General features: G+C 60.1%; 17 protein-coding genes. 7 read left to right on the top strand and 10 right to left on the bottom strand.

Annotation, left to right across the window (positions count from 1 at the left end; translation table 11 throughout):
- Window positions 1-62: 62 nt before the first annotated feature.
- The gene (gene ilvA, locus CR155_RS18210) at window positions 63-1571 is read left to right on the top strand and encodes a threonine ammonia-lyase, biosynthetic (protein WP_102071454.1); all 1509 of its coding nucleotides are present in this window, start codon (window positions 63-65) and stop codon (window positions 1569-1571) included.
- Here ilvA and CR155_RS18205 read toward each other — a convergent pair.
- The 5 genes from CR155_RS18205 to phoB all read right to left on the bottom strand — a co-directional run bounded on the left by CR155_RS18205 (window position 1568) and on the right by phoB (window position 5852).
- On the bottom strand, window positions 1568-2557 hold the full coding sequence (locus CR155_RS18205; RefSeq protein ID WP_102071453.1) for a 5-oxoprolinase subunit C family protein: 990 nt from the start codon (window positions 2555-2557) through the stop codon (window positions 1568-1570). The two genes, ilvA and CR155_RS18205, sit on opposite strands and share 4 nt — an antisense overlap.
- Window positions 2554-3288, bottom strand: coding sequence for a 5-oxoprolinase subunit PxpB (gene pxpB / locus CR155_RS18200; RefSeq protein WP_102071452.1), 735 nt, complete (start codon window positions 3286-3288; stop codon window positions 2554-2556). The genes CR155_RS18205 and pxpB overlap by 4 nt, the downstream gene beginning before the upstream one ends.
- Before the next feature lie 14 nt (window positions 3289-3302).
- On the bottom strand, window positions 3303-3734 hold the full coding sequence (locus CR155_RS18195) for a VOC family protein (RefSeq protein ID WP_102071451.1): 432 nt from the start codon (window positions 3732-3734) through the stop codon (window positions 3303-3305).
- A gap of 70 nt (window positions 3735-3804) precedes the next feature.
- Entirely contained in the window at window positions 3805-5103 is a 1299-nt protein-coding gene (phoR, locus tag CR155_RS18190; RefSeq protein ID WP_102071450.1) for a phosphate regulon sensor histidine kinase PhoR, read from the bottom strand.
- 47 nt (window positions 5104-5150) lie between these two features.
- Window positions 5151-5852, bottom strand: a complete 702-nt coding sequence (gene phoB / locus CR155_RS18185; protein WP_102071449.1) for a phosphate regulon transcriptional regulator PhoB — start codon at window positions 5850-5852, stop codon at window positions 5151-5153.
- Window positions 5853-6006: 154 nt separating this feature from the next.
- Here phoB and ubiE point away from each other — a divergent pair, with 154 nt between their 5' ends.
- The 6 genes from ubiE to CR155_RS18155 all read left to right on the top strand — a co-directional run bounded on the left by ubiE (window position 6007) and on the right by CR155_RS18155 (window position 11700).
- Window positions 6007-6795: a bifunctional demethylmenaquinone methyltransferase/2-methoxy-6-polyprenyl-1,4-benzoquinol methylase UbiE gene (gene ubiE / locus CR155_RS18180; RefSeq protein ID WP_102071523.1), complete on the top strand. Its 789-nt coding sequence runs from the start codon at window positions 6007-6009 to the stop codon at window positions 6793-6795.
- Between the two features lie 194 nt (window positions 6796-6989).
- Window positions 6990-7994, top strand: coding sequence for a Tim44 domain-containing protein (locus tag CR155_RS18175; RefSeq protein WP_102071448.1), 1005 nt, complete (start codon window positions 6990-6992; stop codon window positions 7992-7994).
- 175 nt (window positions 7995-8169) lie between these two features.
- Complete coding sequence (locus CR155_RS18170; RefSeq protein WP_102071522.1) at window positions 8170-8793, top strand: ubiquinone biosynthesis accessory factor UbiJ; 624 nt, start codon at window positions 8170-8172, stop codon at window positions 8791-8793.
- Between the two features lie 2 nt (window positions 8794-8795).
- Window positions 8796-10355, top strand: a complete 1560-nt coding sequence (gene ubiB / locus CR155_RS18165) for a ubiquinone biosynthesis regulatory protein kinase UbiB (RefSeq protein ID WP_102071447.1) — start codon at window positions 8796-8798, stop codon at window positions 10353-10355.
- An 11-nt stretch (window positions 10356-10366) separates the two neighbouring features.
- Entirely contained in the window at window positions 10367-11218 is an 852-nt protein-coding gene (locus CR155_RS18160) for a ferritin family protein (protein WP_102071446.1), read from the top strand.
- Window positions 11215-11700, top strand: a complete 486-nt coding sequence (locus CR155_RS18155) for an adenylyltransferase/cytidyltransferase family protein (RefSeq protein ID WP_102071521.1) — start codon at window positions 11215-11217, stop codon at window positions 11698-11700. The genes CR155_RS18160 and CR155_RS18155 overlap by 4 nt, the downstream gene beginning before the upstream one ends.
- Before the next feature lie 64 nt (window positions 11701-11764).
- Here the strand turns inward: CR155_RS18155 and CR155_RS18150 are convergent, their stop codons facing one another.
- The 5 genes from CR155_RS18150 to CR155_RS18130 all read right to left on the bottom strand — a co-directional run bounded on the left by CR155_RS18150 (window position 11765) and on the right by CR155_RS18130 (window position 16718).
- Window positions 11765-13123, bottom strand: coding sequence for a TolC family outer membrane protein (locus tag CR155_RS18150; RefSeq protein ID WP_439650460.1), 1359 nt, complete (start codon window positions 13121-13123; stop codon window positions 11765-11767).
- 7 nt (window positions 13124-13130) lie between these two features.
- Window positions 13131-13811 (bottom strand): protein-L-isoaspartate O-methyltransferase family protein, encoded by a 681-nt coding sequence (locus CR155_RS18145; protein WP_102071444.1) that lies wholly within the window; start codon window positions 13809-13811, stop codon window positions 13131-13133.
- A gap of 117 nt (window positions 13812-13928) precedes the next feature.
- Window positions 13929-14747, bottom strand: a complete 819-nt coding sequence (gene thiD / locus CR155_RS18140) for a bifunctional hydroxymethylpyrimidine kinase/phosphomethylpyrimidine kinase (protein WP_102071443.1) — start codon at window positions 14745-14747, stop codon at window positions 13929-13931.
- Window positions 14748-14751: 4 nt separating this feature from the next.
- Window positions 14752-15549 carry a thiazole synthase gene (locus CR155_RS18135; protein WP_102071442.1) on the bottom strand — a complete coding sequence of 266 codons (798 nt, stop codon included), beginning with the start codon at window positions 15547-15549 and terminating at the stop codon, window positions 14752-14754.
- Between the two features lie 221 nt (window positions 15550-15770).
- Window positions 15771-16718 carry a cobalamin-binding protein gene (locus CR155_RS18130; RefSeq protein WP_158238303.1) on the bottom strand — a complete coding sequence of 316 codons (948 nt, stop codon included), beginning with the start codon at window positions 16716-16718 and terminating at the stop codon, window positions 15771-15773.

Genomic DNA, 16718 nt, shown 5'->3' with positions numbered 1-16718 from the left:
TACCGATGTGTCGCGGGTGCTATGGTATTCTGCTTGTTTACCTATGGACCACTTCTTTTTCCATGTCAACAGATTATCTTAAGCGCATCCTGAACTCCAAGGTTTACGACGTCGCTATCGAGTCACCCCTGGATTTTGCTCCCTTGATCTCGGCTCGAATTGATAACAAGATTCTGTTGAAGCGCGAAGATACGCAACCGGTGTTCAGTTTCAAGCTGCGCGGGGCGTATAACAAGATGGCCAATCTCAGCCCTGCAGACCTGAAACGTGGTGTGATTGCGGCCTCGGCGGGCAATCATGCCCAGGGCGTCGCCTTGTCGGCCAAGCGCCTGGGCTGTCGCGCCGTCATCGTCATGCCGGTCACCACGCCTAGTGTCAAGATTGATGCGGTGCGTGGTTTTGGTGGCGAAGTGGTGCTGTTCGGCGATAGTTTTTCCGACGCGCACGCACATGCCAGGGAACTGGAAAAAAAAGAGAAGCTGACCTTCGTTCATCCCTTTGACGACCCCGATGTGATTGCGGGCCAGGGTACGGTGGGCATGGAAATCCTGCGCCAGCATAGCGGGCACATTGATGCTGTCTTCGTGGCAATAGGCGGCGGTGGCCTGATTTCCGGTGTGGCGGCCTATATCAAGCAGTTGCGGCCAGAGACCATGGTCATCGGCGTGCAGACGTTCGATTCAGACGCCATGGTGCGCAGCATCAAGGCCGGTCGGCGCATCACACTCACCGATGTTGGCCTGTTTTCGGATGGCACGGCCGTCAAGCAGGTGGGTGCCGAAACCTTCAAGCTCACGCGGAAATACGTCGACGACTTTGTACTGGTCGATACGGACGCCATCTGCGCGGGCATCAAGGACGTGTTCCAGGACACGCGCAGCGTGCTGGAGCCGGCCGGAGCCCTTGCCCTGGCAGGCGCCAAGCGTTATGCCGCGGAGCACAAGTGGAAGGGCAAGACGCTGGTGGCCGTCACCTGTGGCGCCAACATGAATTTCGACCGGCTGCGTTTCGTGGCCGAACGCGCCGACGTGGGCGAGGCCCGCGAGGCCCTGTTTGCGCTGACGTTGCCGGAAAAGCGAGGCAGTTTCCTGCGCCTTTGCGAGGCGGTGGGCAATCGCAGCGTGACCGAATTCAACTATCGCATTTCCGATGCGGAGCAGGCGCATGTGTTCGTGGGCCTGCAGATCAGTTCGGCGGCGGAGCCAGATAAGCTGGCCAACAGCTTTCGCAAGAAGGGCTTTCCCACTTTGGATCTGACTGGCAACGAAATGGCCAAGACTCATTTGCGCTATATGGTGGGTGGGCGCTCGGCACTGGCCGAGCACGAGCTGCTGTTCCGTTTCGAATTCCCCGAGCGACCCGGCGCCTTGATCAAATTTCTGGGCGCCATGAGTCCGGACTGGAACATCAGCCTGTTCCATTATCGCAATCAAGGCGACGACTACGGCCGCATCCTGGTGGGCATACAGGTGCCGCCCGCGGACAAGAAGGAATTCAGGACTTTCCTGGACGGCCTGGGCTATCCTTACTGGAATGAATCCGAGAATCCCGCCTACCAGTTGTTCCTTTAGCGCTCGAAGAGCGCGCGCAGTGGGGCAAGCGTCTGGTGCAGACGCCCGAATGCGTCTTCCCGTTGGCCATCAAGCTGTTGAGCCTGGGACAGTGCAATTTCTGTAAAGCGCAAGGTTTCTCCCGGCATGCATTGCGCTATGCTGGGTAGGTCTACTGTGGCTACATGCCCTATCTTCGCGTAGCCGCCGGTGGTCTGGCGGTCGGCCATCAGCACGATCGGGTTGCCGTCCGGGGGGACCTGTATGCTGCCAAAACTGGTGGCCTCCGACAGCAGCTGGGTGCTGCTTTTCAACGACAGCTGGGGGCCCTGCAGGCGGTAGCCCATGCGTTCGGATTGAGGGCCGATCCGGTAGTCGCCGGCAAAAAAGTCGGCGATCGAGGCGTCGGTGAACAAGCCGGTGTGTGCGCCGCGCATGACGCGTATTCCGGTCCTTGGCACCAGGCCCAGAATTGCCGGCAGATACACCTTGATCTTCCAGAGTTCGTGCTCCAGGTCGTCGAGTACGCCCGCGTCCAGTGTGGACAGCATATTCAGCACATCGCCTTTTCGCAGCGCCCGCCCATGGAAGCCACCGAAGCCGCCGCGCAGGTAAGTGCTGCGGCTGCCCAGTACCGAAGGCAGTGCAATGCCGCCATTCCAGGCGATATAGGAGCGCAACCCGGCGCTCCGGGCGCCAAATGCAAGGATGTCGCCGGCACGGACGATAAGGGGCCGGTTATTGGGTATCGGTTCGTTATTCAGCGTGGGACTCAGGTGAGCTCCGCTGATGGCAATGCAGCCCGGCGCGTCGAAGCGCAGGGTCGGGCCGACCAGTGTAATTTCCAGCGTGGCTTCGTTTTCAGTATTGCCTGCGAGCAAATTGGCAAGTCGATGAGCCCGGCTGTCCATGGCGCCGCTTGCCGGCACGCCCAGGTGCTGATGACCGAATCGGCCGAGGTCCTGGAAGCTGGACAACAAGCCGGGCTTTATAACGGTAATGCTCATGTGCGCTCGTGCCGCGCTGCAAGGAATTCCTCGGCGCTGATGGGAATGAACCTGACGGTATCGCCGGGCGCCAGCAAGGTGGGCGGATCTTCGAGCGGGTCGAACAGCACCAGCGGTGTTGCGCCGATGATATGCCAGCCGCCCGGGCTCATGTTGGGGTAGATCATGGTCTGCAAATTGGCGATGGCCACCGAACCGGCGGGTACGTCGGTGCGCGGGGTACTGCGCCGACCGATGGCGAGCCGCGGGTCGTGCATGCCGATATACGGTGCGCCCGGTGCGAATCCCAGCATGAACACGTAGGCCGGGGTTTCACTGTGCAGGCGCATCACCTCGTCTTGCGTAAGCTGGCAGTGTTGTGCCACGTGGGCCAGATCGGGCCCATATACGTCGCCATAGCATACGGGAATGTCTATTTGCCGGGCAGGGGTGGGCGCCGGGGCATCCTGGGCGAATGTCTGTTCCAATACTTTATCGATTTCACCGGCCAGGTGCCTGAAGCTCGTGCTGGCCCCGAACAGGCGGGGTTGATAGTGCAACGCGACCGAATTGAACGTTGGGACGATGTCGCTGATTCCCTTGATGCGGGCGCCGCGCAGCGCGGCAGCGGCGGTGATGCACCGCCGGCCGATTTCGATGTCGACCTCGTCCCCGAAGACCAGCACCAGGCTGCGATCGCCTTGCGGTACGATTTCCCAGGCACGGGAACCTTCAGGGGAGAGGCAGGACATGCGTTGCGGCGTCCTTATTTGGCAAACAGGGATTCAATATTCTTGAATGCCTTGAACTCCAGCGCATTGCCCGAGGGATCCAGGAAGAACATGGTGGCTTGCTCGCCGACTTCGCCCTTGAAGCGCACATAGGGTTCGATGACGAACTTGGTGCCCGCAGCCTTGAGTTTGTCGGCCAGCGCTTCCCAGACGTTCATGTCGAGCACGGCGCCGAAGTGGCGTACGGGAACGTTATGGTCGTCCACATTGTTGGTGACAGTACTGCCACATTCATCGGGGGACAGATGCGTGACGATCTGGTGGCCGAAGAAATTGAAATCGACCCATTCATTGGATGAACGGCCTTCGGGACAGCCCAGCAATTCACCATAAAATGCGCGAGCCTCGGCCAGGTCGCGTACGGGGAATGCAAGGTGGAATGGGGGAATGGTGGTTTGCGACATCAGAGGCTCCGTATGAGGTCAGCGGCCATTTTAATGGTATTTCCACAAACATTGCTGCGAATGACAGGGCTGCCTACGCCTCCTCGATACTGACCCGGCCTGGAGGGAATGCCACAGAGAAAATACTGCCCGCTCCCAGGCGGCTGTGTATGGTGAGTTCGGCGTTGTGGCGCATGGCCACATGCTTGGTAATAGCCAGGCCCAGGCCTGTACCGCCGGTGGCGCGCGAACGGCCCCGGTCCACCCGGTAAAAGCGCTCGGTCAGGCGTGGAATATCGTGCGATGCAATCCCAATTCCAGTGTCCTGCACCGAGTAGCAGGCGTGGCCGCTTTCGGTGCGATACCAGCTTACCGTGATCGTGCCATCCTTGGGGGTGTAGCGGATGGCATTGGTCAGAAGATTGGACACCGCCGACGCCAATTCGGTTTCCATGCCGGTGATGCACAGATCGGCGGCGATATTCTCGACAAAGACATGCTGGCCGTTGGACAGTATTTGCGCTTGCTGGAGCGCTTCGTGAATGACGGTACTCATGCGCACAGGTTCGCCGCTGGCCGTGGGCGCGGACTCCAGCGTGGACAGGGTCAGCAGGTCGGCCACGATTGCCTGCATGCGGTGGGCCTGTTCCAGCATCATGTTCTGATAGCGCTCTTTCTGTTCCGCGCTCAGCGAGTCGGCGGGCATGTCGCGCATGGTTTCAAGGAAACCGGACAATACGGTCAGCGGCGTGCGCAGTTCATGTGACACATTGGCTACGAAGTCCTTGCGCGTGGTTTCCAGCTTTTCGACCTGGGTGACATCGCGCGTGACGATCAGGAATTGGCCCACGCCGTATGGCGTCAATTGGACTAGCAAGGATTTTTCCTGGCCATCCTTCTGGAGATGCAGCAATACGGGTCCGGGCCAGGAGGGTTGGCGGGCATACCGGTTGAATTCCGGAGCGCGCAGTATGTTGAAGATGCTGTGGTTGCGATCCTTTTCCAGCTGCAGGCCGATATGGTCGCAGGCCGTCTGGTTGCACCAGGTCAATAGCATGGACTCGTTCAGCGTGATGGCGCCGTCGGGCAAGGCCTCGGCGGCCAGCATGATGCTATCCACCTGGCGGGTCAGCTCTTCGATTGCCTTCTTGTCCTGGCGCAGCTTGCGGTATATGGGCGCCAGCACTACATCCCAGGGCCCGACAGAGGGCGGCGGCGGCGCCTCGATATCCCTGACCCAGTTCGATATGCGTGACAGCTGCAGGCCGCTGACCACTATCATCAGAAGCAGACCGAAAGCGAATACTCCCCAGCCGGTGCCTACGCCTAGCCAAGAACCCGCCAACCACCCCAATACCGCCCATATACCTATGGTTATCAATGTCTTAGTCATTTATGCAAGGTTTCAAGGGGCTGTGGTGGGTGCTTAGGGTGGGCAGGCTACGCGAATTTGAGTGGCTGGGCAGTGAACCGATAGCCTGCGCCGCGCACGGTCTCGATATGGTTCTCGTGCTGGCTGGGTTCCAGTGCTTTGCGCAGGCGCCGTATATGTACATCCACCGTGCGTTCCTCGACGAAGACGTGATCGCCCCAGACCTGGTCCAGCAATTGGGCCCGCGAAAAGACGCGCTCGGTGTGCGTCATGAAAAAGTGTAGCAGGCGGAACTCGGTCGGACCGACGGTCAACGATATTTCTCCGCCCCTGACCCGGTGCGTTGCAGGGTCCAGGAACAAGGTGCCGATTTGAATCAGGTCGTCGGTAAGCTGGGGAGCGCGCCGGCGCAATACCGCCTTGATGCGCGCCATCAGTTCCTTGGGCGAAAACGGCTTGGTGATGTAATCGTCCGCACCGGCCTCAAGTCCCTCGATCTTGTCATGCTCGGCGCCCTTGGCGGTAAGCATGATGACCGGGACCTGGCGTGTGCGTTCATCGGACCGCAATTGCCGCGCCAGCGTAATGCCGGAGGCGCCGGGCAGCATCCAATCCAGGACGATGAGGTCGGGCAGCTCGGCGCGGATCAATGTTTGAGCCTGCTCGGCATCGAAGGCGCGCAGCACCTTGTGACCGGCGAACGATAGGTTCACCGCGATCAGTTCCTGGATGGCCGGCTCGTCCTCTACAACTAGTATGGTGGTGCTCATAGGGTCTGGTCAGTATTGAAGATGAATGATAGTTCAGGAAAAACGCATACCAGGCATAATATGGCGCCAATATTTCAGGTTTGTGAAAACCGTCACGTTCTTCCAAGGTTTTTCGCCTTGAGGGCAGACAGAAATGTTGTACGATAATCGAACCATGCAAAATACCCGTACTCCTGCACCCGACAACGGCCCATCTGCTTCGTCCGCCGAAGCCAGCACGCATTTCGGTTTCAAGACCGTAGGCGAAAAGGAAAAGGCGGGCAAGGTCGCCGAGGTTTTCCACTCGGTGGCCAGTCGTTACGACATCATGAACGACCTCATGTCGGTCGGTCTGCATCGGGTCTGGAAGGCATTCACCATAGGCCGCGCCGACGTACGCCCCGGCATGAAGGTACTCGATATCGCGGGCGGTACGGGCGACCTTGCCCGCGCATTTGCCAAGAGGGCTGGGCCATCGGGGGAAGTCTGGCTTACCGATATCAATGATTCCATGCTCAGGGTGGGGCGCGATCGCCTCACCGACAGTGGCATGCTTATTCCCACCGCGGTATGCGACGCCGAAAAATTGCCCTATCCATCAGGGTATTTCGACCGCGTAAGTGTTGCTTTCGGTTTACGCAACATGACGCACAAAGACCGCGCGCTTGCTGAAATGCGGCGCGTGCTGAAGCCGGGCGGCAAATTGCTGGTGCTGGAATTCTCTCGCGTGGCCAAGCCGCTGGCGCCTGCCTACGATTGGTATTCCTTCAATATCCTTCCGTGGTTGGGCAAGAAAGTGGCCGGCGACGAAGAAAGCTACCGTTATCTGGCCGAATCCATACGCATGCACCCCGATCAGGCAACACTGGCGGGCATGCTCGAAACCGCCGGTCTGTCGCGGGTGCGCTATTTCAATCTTAGCGCTGGCATGGTCGCTTTGCATGAAGGCGTCAACCTGGGCTGATACGCCCCGCAGCATGCACGATTGTTGCTCCGCAAGGGGTTTTCTTCTTGCGCGACGAAACTTTTTAGGTGTTGCCGCGTCTTAATTTATGCTAACGTTCAGGTTCCAGTAAGATTATTGCTGGCACTGAATTCATCACGACGAAATCTATATTTCGGTGGCGCTCGTCTGGCGCCACACTACAGGAGCACTACATGACCCATGGGTTTTCACGGTTTATCGCCATTGCGCTAATGGTCGTCTCGGCCGGCGCAATGCTTTCGGTGTCCTTCGACGCCGAAGCGCGCCGTGCGGGCGGAGGCAAGAGCTTCGGCCGCCAGTCGTCCAATGTGACGCAACAACGCCAGGCCGTTACGCCGCCTGCCACTAACAACATGACCCGCAATGCGGCGCCCGCCGCTGGCGCGGCGGCAGCGGGCACGGCCGCCAAAAGCGGCATGTCGCGCTTTCTGGGTCCCATCGCGGGCATAGCAGCCGGCCTCGGTATTGCCGCACTGTTGTCCAGCATGGGCTTGTCCGGCGCGTTTCTTGAAATGATGTCCAGCCTGTTGCTCATCGGCCTGCTTGTTTTTGCCGTGATCTTCATTGTTCGCAAGCTGCGCGGCGGCGCCGCCCGTCCGGCCACGCAGCAAGCCGCAGCCGGTGGCGCGCCTGGTCCCCTGCATCGCCAGCACTCGCAGTCGCAAGGAACTCAGTCGCAGAACACCTGGCGCGAGTCCAGCCAGCCTGCCTCCGCGTCGACTACCGCCGCAACGTCGGCCGCGACGGCAGCCGCTGTCGCTGCAGTTCCTGCACCGCCGGTGGACGACAAGTGGTTCATTCCCGGCGACTTCGATAGTTCCGCTTTCCTGGCCAATGCCAAGAAACAGTTCATCGAAATCCAGCAGGTGTGGGACAGTGGCGATCTCGATAAGCTGCGCGAATACATGACCGATGATCTCATTGCCGAAGTCAAGCCGGAAATCCTGGCACGCAGTGAAGGCAATGAAACCCAGGTGGTATTGCTTAACGCCGAACTCCTGGGCATTGAAGCGGTTTCGGGCGGCCACCTTGCTAGCGTGCGCTATTCAGGCATGCTGCGCGAAGCCAAGGAAGCCGAAGCCTTCCGCTTCGAAGAAGTCTGGAACTTGTACAAAGGCGACAACGAAGGTTGGCTGTTGGCCGGTATTCAGCAGATTCCGGTCGAGTACGCTAGCTAAGCGTGCGATAAAGACATAAGTCGTAAAAAAGGGGCACCGCAATGGTGCCCCTTTGTCATCGTGCGCCGGCACCGCGCTCCTCGTCTGTTCCCAGGGTTGTGTTCACGTAAAACCGTTAAACTTGAGTTCTTGCCTTACACGCTTACCTGATCCGGCTTTGCCGCAAACCATCGACATGCTTTCTTTGCCTTCTTTCCTTGCTCCAGCGGCAATCCACGCGCGCATGCTCAACACGCTGCTGCAGCGCGAAGACTGGGCGCGAGACCGGTTAAGCCGCCATGCTGGCAAAACGGCACGTTTCATCGTGGGCAGCATCAAGACGAGCCTGACGGTGCGGGCAGGCGGATTGGTGCAATCGTCCGACCCGGCCATCGTGCCCGATGTCACGCTTACGATACCGGCCGGCAAGATGGCGCAGTTGCCCGCGGTGCTGCGCGCCGGCGATCCATCGCTGCTGACCGAGCTGTTGCATATTGAAGGCGACGCGGGGTTGGCGCATCTGGTTTCAGACCTGGCGCGCGACCTGCGGTGGGACGTCGAAGATGATCTGTCCAGGGTACTTGGCGACGTCGCAGCACGGCGCCTGCTGCAAACCGGAAGGAATATCGCCGCCGGCGTGCAATCTTCGGCGGAACGCCTGGCCGGCAATATCAGCGAGTTTTTAGTCCATGAAAGCGGCATGATGGCAAGCCGGCCGGCTTTCGAGGACAACACCGCGCTGCTGCGGGCGATGTCCACAAGACTGGACCAGCTTGATGCCAGGGTGGCCAGGCTCGCCAGCCCTTTGCGCAAGGGCTGAGCATGTTTACCTTCTTTCGGCTCATACATATCATCATCATTGCTTTGCGCTACCGGCTCGACGACCTGGTACTTTCCGGCATCAAGCATCCCATTGCCTACGGTTTGTTGCGTATCGTCCGCCTGGGACGCAAACCCAAAATGGCCCGCGGCGTACGGCTGCGGGTGGCGCTTGAATCCTTGGGTCCCATCTTCGTCAAGTTCGGACAAGTGCTATCCACGCGTCGCGATCTGATCCCTCTGGATATCGCCATCGAGCTTGCGCTGCTGCAGGACCGCGTACCGCCATTCCCTTCGGACCAGTCTGCCGCGCTCATCGAAGCCGCCCTGGGCGCGTCGCCTCATACCCTGTTCAAGCACTTCGAAGCCGATCCTGTTGCGTCGGCCTCCATTGCCCAAGTGCACTTTGCCGTATTGCACGACGGCCGCGAGGTTGCCGTCAAAGTGTTGCGTCCAGGCATGCGGGAGGTGATCGAAAAAGACGTCACCCTGATGCGCGCACTGGCTGGGCTGGTGGAACGCCTGGCTGCCGATGCGCGCCGGCTGAAGCCGCGCCAGGTCGTTGCCGAATTTGATATCTACCTGCATGACGAACTCGACCTTATTCGCGAGGCGTCCAATTGCAGCCAGCTGCGGCGCAACTTTGGCCCCGATACGAACAGGGACGGCTTGCTCATGGTGCCCGAAGTCGTCTGGGAATACTGCGCCACGACAGTGTTCACCATGGAGCGCATGCGCGGCATTCCGGTCAGCCAGATCCAGCGACTGCAGGCGGCCAATATCGACATAAAGGCACTGGCCCGCACCGGCGTGGAAATTTTCTTCACCCAGGTTTTTGCCGACGGCTTCTTCCATGCCGATATGCATCCAGGTAATATCTACGTGTCGGATGCACCCGAAACGCTGGGCCGGTACATTGCGCTGGATTTCGGTATTGTCGGCTCGCTGTCCGAATTCGACAAAAACTATCTTGCGCAGAACTTCCTGGCTTTCTTCCAGCGCGATTACCGTCGGGTGGCGCAACTGCATATCGAGTCGGGCTGGGTTCCCGCAACGACACGGGAAGAAGACCTCGAAGGCGCGGTGCGTGCGGTTTGCGAGCCTTATTTCGATCGTCCGCTGTCCGAGATATCACTGGGACAGGTGCTGTTACGCTTGTTCCAGACCTCGCGCCGGTTCAATGTCGAGATCCAGCCTCAATTGGTGCTGCTGCAGAAAACATTGCTGAATGTCGAGGGCATGGGGCGCGAACTGGATCCCAACCTGGATCTATGGCAGACCGCCAAGCCTTACCTAGAGAATTGGATGCACGAGCGCATAGGTCTTCCCGGCCTGCGCAAGCGCCTCAACAAAGAAGCCAGCCAGTGGGCACAGATCCTGCCCCAGATACCGCGGCTGGTGTACACGAACCTTAACAGGCCGGACACCGGGCCTAGGTTAAACTTGGAGCTTGAGCGCCTTCGTCTGGCCCAGCAACAGACGAATCGGCTTTTGACGGTGCTGACGGCCGTCGTGGCGGTGGCCTTGGGTGTGGCCATTTGGGCGCTTACGCGTCATATTTAAGAGAGATTCCCATGCTTTATCCTGAATTGTTCAAATCAATGGAAGCGGTACGCTGGAACATGGGCACCGATATCCCTTGGGACGAGTTTGACGGCACCAAGCTGACAGACGACCAGGCGTATACCATCAAAATGAACGCCATCACCGAGTGGGCGGCGTTGCCGGCAACGGAAATGTTCCTGCGCGACAACCGTGACGACAGCGATTTTTGCGCGTTCATGTCCATATGGTTCTTCGAGGAACAAAAGCATTCGCTGGCCCTTATCGAATACTTGCGCCGTTTCCGGCCCGAACTCGTGCCGACCGAAGAAGAGCTGCATAAAGTGCGCTTCGAATTCGACCCGGCACCGGCCATGGAAACACTGATGCTGCATTTCTGCGGTGAAGTGCGCCTGAACCATTGGTATCGTCGCGCCTCCGACTGGCATACCGAGCCGGTCATTAAATCCATCTACAAGATCATTGCGCAAGACGAGGCGCGTCATGCGGGTGCTTACCTGCGCTACATGAAGCGCGCGCTCTTGAACCAAAGCAAGGAATTCGGCGCCAGCGCCCGCATGGCCTTCGCCAAGATCGGCGTCTTGATGGCGTCGGCGCATCGTACACCGCAGGCCTTGCACCCCACCAACCTGCACGTCAATAAAGACATGTACCCGCTCGATACGGTTCAGTCCAAGCTGCCGTCGCCCGGTTGGCTCGAGAATTGGCTCGATAACCAGATCCACTTCGACAAGGAATGGGAAGGCAAGGTCAGCTCGCGCATTCTGCACAATATGTCGTTGCTGATGGAAACCAGCTTCAACACGGTTCAAGACCTGAACCGGTACCGCAAGGCGCTGATCAAGGACGCCACGCCGGCATAATGGCAACGCGCTTCGAGTCCAAGATACTCACGCGTGACGCGTGCATAGCCGCCGTCCAGAGCGGACGCCTTGCGCGTCCGCTGGTCTTCACCAACGGGGTGTTCGATATCCTGCATCGCGGCCATGCCACTTACCTGGATCAGGCGGCGCAACTGGGCGCCACCCTTATCGTGGCGCTCAACACCGACGATTCGGTGCGCCGCCTGGGCAAGGGGGCGGACCGCCCGCTCAACACACTGGCTGATCGTGCTGCCCTGATTGCCGCACTGGCTTGCGTGTCGGTGGTGACTGACTTCAGCGAAGATACGCCGCAAAGCCTTATCGAACAGTTGCGACCCGACCTGATCGTGAAGGGAGGCGACTACGACATGGACACCCTTCCTGAAACCGCCAGCGTCAAGAGCTGGGGCGGCAGGGCCGTGGCTATTCCTTTCGAGTTCGAACGCTCAACCACGCGCTTGTTGAACAAGATACGCGGCTGAACATTGCCGGCTTGCGAACGCGGCACCCTTGAACGGTGCCGCGTTTGCGTCGTGTGACGCGCAGTCAGCGCTTGACCGTAAGCAGGTGGTTGACCGCGACGATGTCCTGGTCGCTCAGGATGCCGCTGCTGGCCTTGAGCCTGAGGCTGTTCATCAGCGTATCGTAGCGTGCACGGGACAGGCTGCGTTGGGTTTCATACAGCTGTTGCTGAGCGTTGAGCACGTCGATATTGATACGCACGCCGATCTCGTAGCCAGTTCGGTTGGCGTTCAGCGATGCAAGGCTGGATTTCTCGGCTGACTGGAGCGCTTCGATCTGGGCCAGGCCGGACGTGACGCCGGAAAAATACTGCTGCGTCGACTGGACGGCGTGGCGCCGGGCGTCTTCGAGCTGATAGCGTGCCTGCTGCAATCGCGACGACTGTTCGCGCACGACCGAGGAAATCTCGCCACCTGTAAAGATGGGAATGGACAGTTGCAAACCAACCGTGGTGTCCAGCGATCGCGGGCCGCCGTTGGGACTGTAAAGCCCGTTGTCCGATGCGCTGCCCGTCTGCGCTTGCAGGTGCAGTGTAGGATAGTGCTGGCTCTTGGCAATATCGATCTGCTTCTCGACAATCTTGGCGGCCAGGTCGGCCTGCGCCACCGCCAGGTTGGCGTGTGATGATTGCGCCGTCCAGTCGGTCAGGCGGTTGGGCGTGGGCCCGGGCAATACCGTATCCGGGGCCAATTCAGCCAACTTGCCCGGCCGTTCGTTGATGATGCGGGCGAGCAGATCTTCGCTGACTTGCAATACATTGCGGGCCTGGAACTCGCTGGCATTGAGCAGATCTAGGCGTGCCTGTGCCTCATAGGTATCGGCGATGGTCGTGCTGCCCAGCTCGAAACCTTGCCTGGCGGCGCGCAACTGGGACTGCACGGCGCTTTTCTGGGCTTCCAGGGCCCGCAGGGTGTCCTGGGCCGCCAGGACGTCGAAATACGCTTGTGCAACCCGCAGGACGAGGTCCTGGTAGGACGCTGCCTGTGCCACGTCGCCCGACTTGGCGATGTAGTCGGCCCGCTTGAGTTCGCCCCAGGCGCCGATGTTGACGACCGGCTGCACCAGGGTAAGCGCCCACAAGGCGCGGCGCTGGCTATTGCTGTTGCCCAGGCCGCGCAAGCGGCGACTGTTGTCGACTTCGGCGACGCCGTCTGCCGTGATATACGGGAGCAGCCGGGCGCGTGCCTGCGGGACGCGTTCCTGGTCGGCATTACGGCTGGCGCTGTTGGCGGCATGAACGGGATCGCGTTGCAGGGCCTTTTGCCATACTTGCAGGAGATCCTGTGCCTGTGCCTGTGCCTGTGCCTGTGCCTGTGCCTGTGCCGGGACGGCACCGGCGATAAGCGCCAATGCCAGGGATAGCCTCGCGTACAGGGAGGCCATGGGCATTCTAGAATTTGAACTGGGACACTGTTGCGCCGCGCAGCGGCTTGATGACCGTGTCGAACAAGTACTTTGTGTCGAAGCTGGCGGCGCTGGTGCGCGTGATGCGACAGGCCGTCATGACCGGGCTCTGGCCCACGACCACGACCAGGCGCCCGCCTATGCGCAACTGATACTTCAGTGCGTCGGGTACGGCAGGGACGGAACCAGTCAGCAGGATGGCATCGTATTCGGTGGTGCCCCAGCCTGCGTGCGCGTCGCCAGTTTCAACCGTAACGTTGTCGATATGGTTGCGTTGCAGGTTTTGCAGCGCAAATGCAGCCAACCGGCTGTCGACTTCGACGCTGGTGATTTGCTGGGCCAATCTGGATAGCAGTGCCGCCTGATAGCCCGAACCCGTGCCGATTTCGAGTATGCAGTCGGTAGGTTTAAGTTGCAGTTCCTGTGCGAGCCGGGCTTCCACCTTGGGCGAAAGCATGGTCTCGCGCGTGTCCACCGAGTTGATGATGAGCGGCAATTCGACGTCGGAGAAGGCCAGGGCCTGCATGGGCGCGGGCACGAAACGTTCGCGGCGTACTTCGAAAAGGGCTTGCAGGACCTTGAAATCAAGCACTTCCCACGGTCGGATTTGTTGTTCGACCATATTGAACCGGGCTTGTTCGATTTCTGAAAGCGCAGTGACGTTCATAGCTTCTATAGAGAAAAACAAAAGGGTAATAAATTGTATGCCGGATGGCCTGCGCGTGCCATACGCCGCGGGCGCCGATGGTATGTACTATAGCCCATTTGGACGAATGGCCCGGCTTCAGGGCGCCGGCCACCATGCGTGAAAGTGCTGCACCGGGCCATGTCCGCTGCCTACACTGAGCTCGCCCGAGCGGGCGATAGCCGCCACCAGATACGCCTTGGCGCGCTTTGCCGCTTCCGGCACGTCGTTGACCTGGGGCAGCAATGCAGCCAGGGCGGCCGACAACGTACAGCCGGTGCCATGCGTGTTGGGTGTAATGATGCGGGTTCCGGGAAGTTCGATCATGCGGTCGCCATCGTGAAGGATGTCGATGGTGTCATTGCCTGGAAGATGGCCGCCTTTAAGAAACACCCAGCGCTCGCCGCGATCGTCCAGCAGGCGGCGCAATTTTTCAGCCACGCGACGCATCTCGCGCACGGAATCCGCGGAGCTGGATCCTAGCAACACGCCGGCCTCGGGCAGGTTGGGGGTAAGCATGGTGGCCTGCGGCAACAGGCTGTCGCGCAATTCATTGACCGCGGCGCGTTCCAGCAGATGGTCACCGCTTTTGGCCACCATGACCGGGTCCAGCACGAGGTGGGTGGGCCTCCAGTGCTCCATGCGCTCCGCAACGGCGCGCGTCACCAGCTTCTGTCCCAGCATGCCGATTTTCACTGCGTCGATCCGCACATCGGCGAACAAGGTATCGATTTGCGCGGTGACGAATTCATGCGGAACCGCCGAGATGGCAGTGACGCCCTGGGTATTTTGCGCAGTTAGCGCCGCGACCACGGCTGTGCCGTACGCGCCCAGCGCGCTCATGGCCTTGATGTCGGCCAGTATGCCAGCACCGCCGGACGGATCTACGCCGGCGATGGTAAGGGTATTCGGGATCATGGGGTCAGGCCTTGGACTGGATCAAGCCTTCGGTGGGCGAGCTGGGATCGGCGCTGTAGAACTTGCGCGGTACCCGGCCGGCCAGGAAGGCTTCGCGTCCCGCCTGCACCGCCTTGTTCATAGCACTGGCCATAAGGACCGGATTCTTGGCTCCGGCAATGGCGGTATTCATCAGGATGGCATCACAGCCCAGTTCCATGGCTACAGCCGCATCGGAGGCGGTACCGACGCCCGCGTCCACCAGCACGGGGACCTTGGACTGATCGATGACCAGGCGGAGATTCCAGGGGTTCAGGATGCCCATGCCGGAGCCGATCAGCGAGGCCAGCGGCATGATGGCGACGCAACCGATGTCTTCGAGCATGCGGCACTGGATAGGATCGTCCGTGCAGTACACCATGACCTTGAAGCCATCGGCAACCAGAGTACGCGCCGCTTCGAGCGTTGCGGGCATATTGGGGAAAAGATTGTCTTTATCGCCCAGGACTTCCAGCTTGACCAGGTCATGGCCGTCGAGCAGCTCGCGCGCCAGGCGCAGCGTACGCACAGCGTCCTGGGAGGTGTAGCAGCCGGCCGTATTGGGCAGGATAGTGAATTGCGATAAAGGAAGGAAATCCAGCAAGTTGGGTTCGCCCGCATTTTGGCCGATGTTGGTGCGGCGTATGGCAACGGTCACGATCTGCGCACCGCTGGCGTCAATGGCCTGGCGGGTTTCCTCGAAATCTTTATACTTTCCGGTGCCCACGAGTAGGCGTGAAGTAAACGTGCGACCTGCAATGGTAAGGGTGTCTGTTTGGTTCATGGTTCTATGCGCGGGTGGGTAGACCGCAACGACGACGATATTCGCGTTGGGCTGTGCGAGTCCTATGTAAAAGCATAATCCATTTACGATGCTGGCGTGCTGTTGGGCTAATTCGAATGCTCAACTTCGGCGCCGCCGCATGTGGCTCGGCGCCCTCGCAAGAGGATCCAATCCACAATACAGGAGACGCGCCGCCACCGCCTGACGAGCGACCATTATGTCTAGCGTGATTTATCGATGTATCGACAGAGTTCTTCAACCGCGTCGATCAGGCGGGGGCCTGGGCGGAATAGCTTGTCAGGATCTATCCCGTAAACATGGCCCTTCAGGGCGGCCGGCAGGCGCAGCGCGGCCCAGCGCGCGGTGGCGGCCTGTAGCGCTTCGTGATCGATCGCCGACGTAATGATGACCGCGGGTTGCGCCACCAGGACGCTTTCGGCGCTGACCTGCGGTGCAGCGATGAAAGCGTCGGCGTAGACGTTGTGTGCCCCGCAAATGCGCAGGGCGTCATTGAGCAAGGGATCGTTGCCGAGTGTGTAGACCGGATTGGCTCCGATCTCCATGAAGACGGCAACGCGTTCACGCCCGGCGTACCGGGTTTCCAGCCCCTGCAGGCGTATGCTCAGTTCCTGGGCAGCCGTCTCGGCAATGCCTTGCGTCTCGAATAGGGCGCCGAAACGCCTGACTTCCCCAGGAATGTCGGCGAGGCTGCGGGGCGCGGAATAGAGCAGCGGTATGTGCAGCCGGGCCATGGCTGGTGCCAGCGTGACCGCGGCGGCAGATGCCTGCCACGCCACCACCAGGTCGGGACGGAACGACAAGGCCTTCTCTATGCTGATGTTCACACCGTCGCCGATCCGTGGAATGGCAAGAGCAGTGGCGGGGTAGTCGCTGCTGGTCACGGTGGCGACGATGCGGTCACCCGCGCCGGCCGCAAAGATGAGCTCCGTGATGTGCGGAGTCAGCGTGATGGCGCGCACAGGCGCCGCATGCGCCGTCGCGTTCGCCGTCGCGTTCGCCGTCGCTGTGTCTCCGGCCGCCGCTGCTGGAGCATTGAATGCAAGCGCAGTGAGGGCCGCCAACGCTGCCAAGCTGCAGGCATGCATTAGCGGAACAATAGCCCGGCTTCGCGCCGCGACCTTAATCTGCTCCCCCGCCTGAGCCGTCAA

It is taken from the genome of Pollutimonas nitritireducens (genome assembly GCF_002849615.1).
Classification (GTDB): Bacteria; Pseudomonadota; Gammaproteobacteria; order Burkholderiales; family Burkholderiaceae_B; genus Pollutimonas; species Pollutimonas nitritireducens.
The sequence above is the reverse complement of the archived record's forward strand: the minus strand, read 5'-3'. Positions and strand labels throughout refer to the sequence as shown.

Bases quoted from the DNA above. Each gene is read 5' to 3' on its own strand.
- CR155_RS18150 (WP_439650460.1), bottom strand. From the start codon at position 13,123: ATGGCCTCCCTGTACGCGAGGCTATCCCTGGCATTGGCGCTTATCGCC.
- phoB (WP_102071449.1), bottom strand. From the start codon at position 5,852: ATGAGCACCACCATACTAGTTGTAGAGGACGAGCCGGCCATCCAGGAA.
- ubiE (WP_102071523.1), top strand. From the start codon at position 6,007: ATGCAAAATACCCGTACTCCTGCACCCGACAACGGCCCATCTGCTTCG.
- ubiB (WP_102071447.1), top strand. From the start codon at position 8,796: ATGTTTACCTTCTTTCGGCTCATACATATCATCATCATTGCTTTGCGC.
- ilvA (WP_102071454.1), top strand. From the start codon at position 63: ATGTCAACAGATTATCTTAAGCGCATCCTGAACTCCAAGGTTTACGAC.
- phoR (WP_102071450.1), bottom strand. From the start codon at position 5,103: ATGACTAAGACATTGATAACCATAGGTATATGGGCGGTATTGGGGTGG.
- thiD (WP_102071443.1), bottom strand. From the start codon at position 14,747: ATGATCCCGAATACCCTTACCATCGCCGGCGTAGATCCGTCCGGCGGT.
- CR155_RS18170 (WP_102071522.1), top strand. From the start codon at position 8,170: ATGCTTTCTTTGCCTTCTTTCCTTGCTCCAGCGGCAATCCACGCGCGC.
- CR155_RS18145 (WP_102071444.1), bottom strand. From the start codon at position 13,811: ATGAACGTCACTGCGCTTTCAGAAATCGAACAAGCCCGGTTCAATATG.
- CR155_RS18205 (WP_102071453.1), bottom strand. From the start codon at position 2,557: ATGAGCATTACCGTTATAAAGCCCGGCTTGTTGTCCAGCTTCCAGGAC.
- CR155_RS18175 (WP_102071448.1), top strand. From the start codon at position 6,990: ATGACCCATGGGTTTTCACGGTTTATCGCCATTGCGCTAATGGTCGTC.
- CR155_RS18135 (WP_102071442.1), bottom strand. From the start codon at position 15,549: ATGAACCAAACAGACACCCTTACCATTGCAGGTCGCACGTTTACTTCA.
- CR155_RS18160 (WP_102071446.1), top strand. From the start codon at position 10,367: ATGCTTTATCCTGAATTGTTCAAATCAATGGAAGCGGTACGCTGGAAC.
- pxpB (WP_102071452.1), bottom strand. From the start codon at position 3,288: ATGTCCTGCCTCTCCCCTGAAGGTTCCCGTGCCTGGGAAATCGTACCG.